The 5356-nt window shown below is 69.4% G+C and carries 4 protein-coding genes; all 4 read left to right on the forward strand.

All coding sequences use genetic code 11. From position 1 onward, the window contains the following. Positions 1-730: beta-galactosidase trimerization domain-containing protein (locus ACFVJS_RS12900; RefSeq protein WP_378880431.1), on the forward strand; the 730-nt coding region annotated here is incomplete at its 5' end. A gap of 41 nt (positions 731-771) precedes the next feature. Then, positions 772-2301, forward strand: coding sequence for a GDSL-type esterase/lipase family protein (locus ACFVJS_RS12905; RefSeq protein ID WP_378880433.1), 1530 nt, complete (start codon positions 772-774; stop codon positions 2299-2301). A 27-nt stretch (positions 2302-2328) separates the two neighbouring features. Further along, positions 2329-4302, forward strand: a complete 1974-nt coding sequence (locus ACFVJS_RS12910; RefSeq protein WP_378880436.1) for a rhamnogalacturonan lyase — start codon at positions 2329-2331, stop codon at positions 4300-4302. Positions 4303-4571: 269 nt separating this feature from the next. Continuing rightward, positions 4572-5356, forward strand: a 785-nt coding sequence (locus ACFVJS_RS12915; protein WP_378880439.1) for an ABC transporter substrate-binding protein, incomplete at its 3' end; no start/stop codon positions are given.

A 5356-nucleotide genomic window follows, 5' to 3' on the forward strand; every position in this document is an offset into this window, starting at 1 on the left:
CCGCCGCTGGCTCCGCGACCGCTACGAGACCATCGACCGTCTCAACCAGGCCTGGGGGACGGCCTTCTGGTCGCAGCGCTACGACGACTTCGAGGTCGTCGTCGCGCCGACGCTCTACACCGTCTCCGACGCCGACGCTGCCCGTGTCGCAGCTGCGGCGGAAGCCGGCTCGACCGTGCTGCTGACCTTCTTCAGCGGCATCGTCGACGAGCACGACCACGTCCGACTCGGCGGCTATCCCGGCGCCTTCCGTGACCTGCTCGGCATCCACACCGAGGAGTTCCACCCGCTCCTCGACGGCGAGCGCCTCACCCTCGACGACGGCACCACCGCCGACCTGTGGAGCGAGCGGACGGCCCTGCACAGCGCCGAGGCCGTACGCACCTGGGCCGAAGGCCCGCTCGCCGGTCTCCCCGCGGTGACTCGCCACGAGGTCGGTGCGGGCGCGGCCTGGTACGCCGGCACCCGCCCCGACGGCAAGGGCGTCGCGAACCTCGTCGACCTGCTCCTCGCCGAGTCCGGCGTCGAGCCGGAGGTCTCCGGGCTACCGGTCGGCGTGGAGGCCGTCCGCCGCCACGCCCCCGACGGCTCGAGCTTCCTCTTCGTGATCAACCACACCGCCGCCGACATCGACCTGGCGGCGACCGGGCTCGAGCTGCTCCGCCAGGAGCAGGCCGAGGGGCGCCTCGAGGTGCCCGCGTACGGCGTCGCCGTCCTTCACGAGCACTGACCCCTTCGGAACCCCCAACCTCTCACCACTCGGAGTGCAGCATGCCCAGATCCGCTCTTGTTCGTGGCTTCACCGCGGTGCTGATGCTCGGCACCGGACTCACCGGACTCGCCGCCCTGACCGCCCCGGCGGCCCAGGCCGCGCTGCCGGCCCCCGACTCTGTACGCATGGCCCGCGTCACCGACGACGCGGTGATGGTCCGCTGGGACGAGGTCGCCGGCGCGACCGGCTACGTCCTCCAGCACGCGGACTCGGTCGACGGTCGCTTCACCACGATCGCCACGACCGGCCAGCGCACGGTCTACGCCACCCATACCGGCGTCGACACCACCAAGGCCCACTACTACCGGGTCCAGACCCTCGAGGGTGACCAGCGGTCCATACCCTCGGAGCCGACCGTCGCCAGCCTGAGTGCGCCGGCCGCGTCACTGCCCGACGGTGGGGTCATCGACCTCGACTTCGGCCCGGGCGAGGTCAAGGTCGGCGCCACCCGGATCAACGCCAACTCCGCCTGGGGCCCGGGCCAGCGGATCGGCTTCGTGCACACCGCGAGGGTCAAGGGCACCGACCGCCGCACCGACGACCCGGTGAGGGGCGACTTCGTCACCGTCGGCGACACGGAGCTGGTCATCGACGTCCCCAACGGCGACTACGGCGTCGACGTGGTCGCCGGTGACGCCGAGGGACCCACCGACATCGGGATGACCGTCGAGCAGATGGCCAAGGTCGCCCGGACCACGAAGGCCGCCGGAGAGTTCCTCGAGACCGGGTTCGACATCGCTGTCGTCGACGGTCAGATCAACATCGAGTTCGCCGGCGACGCGGCCAACCTGAGCTCCTTGGTCATCACCAAGAAGGCCGAGCGGGACGCGGGGGAGGAGCCGACCCTGTGGATCACCGGCGACTCGACGGTGCAGACCTACGGCGCCTCCGTTGCGCCACAGGCAGGCTGGGGGCAGATGTTCGACCGCTATCTCACCGACGACGTCACCGTCACCAACCGTTCCATCGGGGGAAGGTCCTCGAAGAACTTCATCAGCCAGGGCCGACTCGACTCGGTGCTCCTCAACATCCGCCCGGGCGACTACCTGTTCAGCCAGTTCGGCCACAACGACAACTCCTACGGCGTCGATGACCGCTACGCCGCCCCCGCCGACTACAAGGAGTACCTGCGAACGTTCGTCGACGGCGCTCGCCAGCGCGGCGCCACTCCGGTGATCGTCACTCCGGTCTCGCGCCGCGACTACAACGCGGACGGCACCGCGAAGGTCTCCTTCCCCGCGTACGTCGACGCTGCCCGTGAGCTCGCCGCCGAGACGGACGCGCTGCTGGTCGACCTCTCCGCCTCCAGCCGTGCCTACCTCACCGAGATCGGCGCCGAGGAGGCCAAGAAGGTCTTCCTCTGGGTCGAGCCGGGCGTCTACCCGAACCGGCCCAACGGCACCCAGGACAACACCCACTTCCAGGAGTACGGCGCCGTCCAGATGGCGCGGTTGGTCGCCACCGACGTCGCGGCGTTCGACGACCCGCTGGCCGGCGAGGTCGAGGGCCTCGACGCCGCCTCCAGCTGACCGATCCCACGAGAACCAGGAGCAGAGATGCCCAGAACGAAGCTTTCACGCGTGTACGCGGGAGCCGCGACGCTCACGATCGCGTTCGCCGGCCTGACCACCGTCTCGGCCCATGCCGCACCGTCCACGGCCACGGCGCAGAAGGACCTCGTCCGCCAGGTCGAGCGGCTCGACCGGGCACCGGTCGCGGTGAAGACCGCCGACGGCGTGTACGTCGGCTGGCGGATGCTCGGCCTCGACCCCGAGACGATCGCGTTCAACGTCTATCGCGACGGCGAGCTCATCACTCCGAAGCCGGTCACCGGCAGCACCAACCTCGTCGACCCGTCCGGGACGGCTGGCTCGACCTACCGCGTCAGTGTGCTGACCGGCGCCGTCGAGCGCTACGCCACCGACGAGTTCGGCGTGTGGAGCGACCAGAGCCTCGACATCCCGCTCGACAAGCCGGCCGGCGGCGTCACCAAGGACGGCGTCGCCTACACCTACCGCGCCAACGACGCGTCTGTCGGCGACCTGGACGGCGACGGTGAGTACGAGTACGTCGTGAAGTGGGACCCCTCCAACAGCCAGGACAACTCCCGATCCGGCTACACCGGCAACGTCTACCTCGACGCGTACGAGCTCGACGGCACCCGGCTGTGGCGGATCGACCTCGGCCGCAACATCCGCGCGGGCGCGCACTACACGCAGTTCCAGGTCTACGACCTGGACAGCGACGGCGACGCCGAGGTGTCGATGAAGACCGCCGACGGCACCGTCGACGGCGAGGGCACCGTGATCGGGGACGCGGCGGCCGACCACCGCAACTCGCGGGGGTACGTCCTGGCCGGACCCGAGTTCCTGACCGTCTTCGACGGACGTACCGGCGGGGCGATCGACACCGTCCCCTACGTCCCGGTCCGTGGGAACGTGGGGGACTGGGGCGACACGTACGGGAACCGGGTCGACCGTTTCCTCGCCGGGGTTGCCTACCTCGACGGCGAGCGGCCCAGCCTGATCTTCAGCCGTGGCTACTACACCCGCACGGTGATCGCGACCTGGGACTTCGACGGCCGCGAGCTCGACCAGCGGTGGGTCTTCGACTCCGACGAGGCGGGCGACGCCTACGAGGGCCAGGGCAACCATCAGCTCTCGACCGCCGATGTCGACGGCGACCAGCGCGACGAGATCGTCTTCGGCGCGATGACGATCGACGACGACGGAGAGCCGCTCTACAACACCGAGCTCGAGCACGGCGACGCGCTCCACGTCGGTGACCTGGATCCGTCGCGGCCGGGTCTGGAGACGTTCTCGCCGCACGAGCATCCGGCTGGCAACGGCGGCGTCATCGCCTCCTTCCGGGACGCGAAGACCGGCGAGGTGATCTGGTCGGTGCCGGGCACGAAGGACACCGGACGCGGCGCAGCGGCCGACATCGACCCGACCCGCCCGGGCTCCGAGGCCTGGAACGTCGGCGACGGCGCCGCCTGGAACGCTCCGGCCGGCTATCTGCACACCGCGAAGGGCGAGCTGATCTCCACCGAGATCCCGGCGGCCAACTTCGTGACGTGGTGGGACGGCGACCTGACCCGGGAGGTCACCGACCACGCCTGGTCCGCGGAGACGTCGACCGGGGTGCCGACGATCTCCAAGTGGGATCCGGCGACCAAGTCCGCGAAGGAGATCTTCCGGGCCGAGGGCACCTTGTCCAACAACCACACGAAGGGCAACCCGTCGCTCCAGGCCGACCTCTTCGGCGACTGGCGCGAGGAGCTGGTCCTCCGTACCACCGACAGCACGGCGCTTCGGATCGTGACCACGACCGATCTCACCGAGCACCGCATCCGTACGCTCCAGCACGACCCTCAGTACCGCGAGGCAGTCGCCTGGCAGAACACCGGCTACAACCAGCCGCCGCACCCCTCGTTCTTCCTGGGCGCGGGCATGCGGAAGCAGGACACGCCCAGCATCGCCTACACCGGTGAGGACCCGGCTCCGGGGGAGCTCGTCGAGGCACGCTGACCCGGCGTCGCCGCCCCTTCGCAAGGCCACTGTCCGATCGCACCCGCGGTCGGACAGTGGCCTTGTTCGGCGTGGCCGACCAGCTCGCCGGGCGCGCCCGGGCGCAAGGCGCGCACCGGAACCAGGAGCGTGGGACGAATAAATTTTGAATCGTTTCGATGAAACCATTGACGCTGCGGCCGGGCTGTGGCTAACGTCACACGGGAAGCGCTTTCCAAACGTTTCACCTTCCACCACCACATCAAGCTTCATCCCCCTGGAGGACCCTCATGACTGGACACCGAGGACCGCGCCGCAGCCGCCGTGCGTCCCTGCTCGCCGTAACGGCAGTGGTGGCCATGGCCGCCCTGACCGCGTGCGGTGGCAGCGGGAGTGACAGTGGCAAGACCACCTTGACCCTCACCTGGTGGGGCGACGACTCTCGGGCGGAGAAGTACGAGGAGGCGGTCGCGCTCTTCGAGGAGCAGAACCCGGACATCGACGTGAAGACCAGCTTCACCGACTGGGACGGCTACTGGACCGCCCGCTCGACCGAGGCCGCCGGCAAGTCGCTGCCCGACGTGATGCAGTTCGATCTCTCCTATCTGCGTGAGTACTCCCAGAGCGGCCAGCTCCTCGACCTCGCCGACTACACCGGCGAGCAGATCGACGTCGCCGGCATGGACGAGAACCTCGTCAAGGCCGGCGAGGTGGACGGCGCCCAGCTCGGCGTCCCCGTCGCCACCAACACCCTGGCGCTCTTCGTGAACACCACGCTCGCCAAGGAGGCCGGCGTCGAGGTTCCTGCCGCCGACTACACCTGGGACGACCTCAACAAGTTCACCGCTGACGTCTCCGCGGCCGGCGTCAAGAGCGAGAGCGGCAAGCAGGTCTACGGCGGCGGCGACTACGTCGGCACGATGTGGTTCTTCATGACCTGGCTGAAGCAGCAGGGCATCGAGCCCTTCGGCGAGGACGGCAGCTTCAACTTCGGCGAGGAGGAGGTCGTCGAGTACCTCGAGCTGACCAAGGACCTGCGTGCCGACAAGGCCGTCTTCCCGGCCGCCCGCGACGT

The organism is Nocardioides sp. NPDC057772, assembly GCF_042798075.1.
Lineage (GTDB): Bacteria > Actinomycetota > Actinomycetes > Propionibacteriales > Nocardioidaceae > Nocardioides.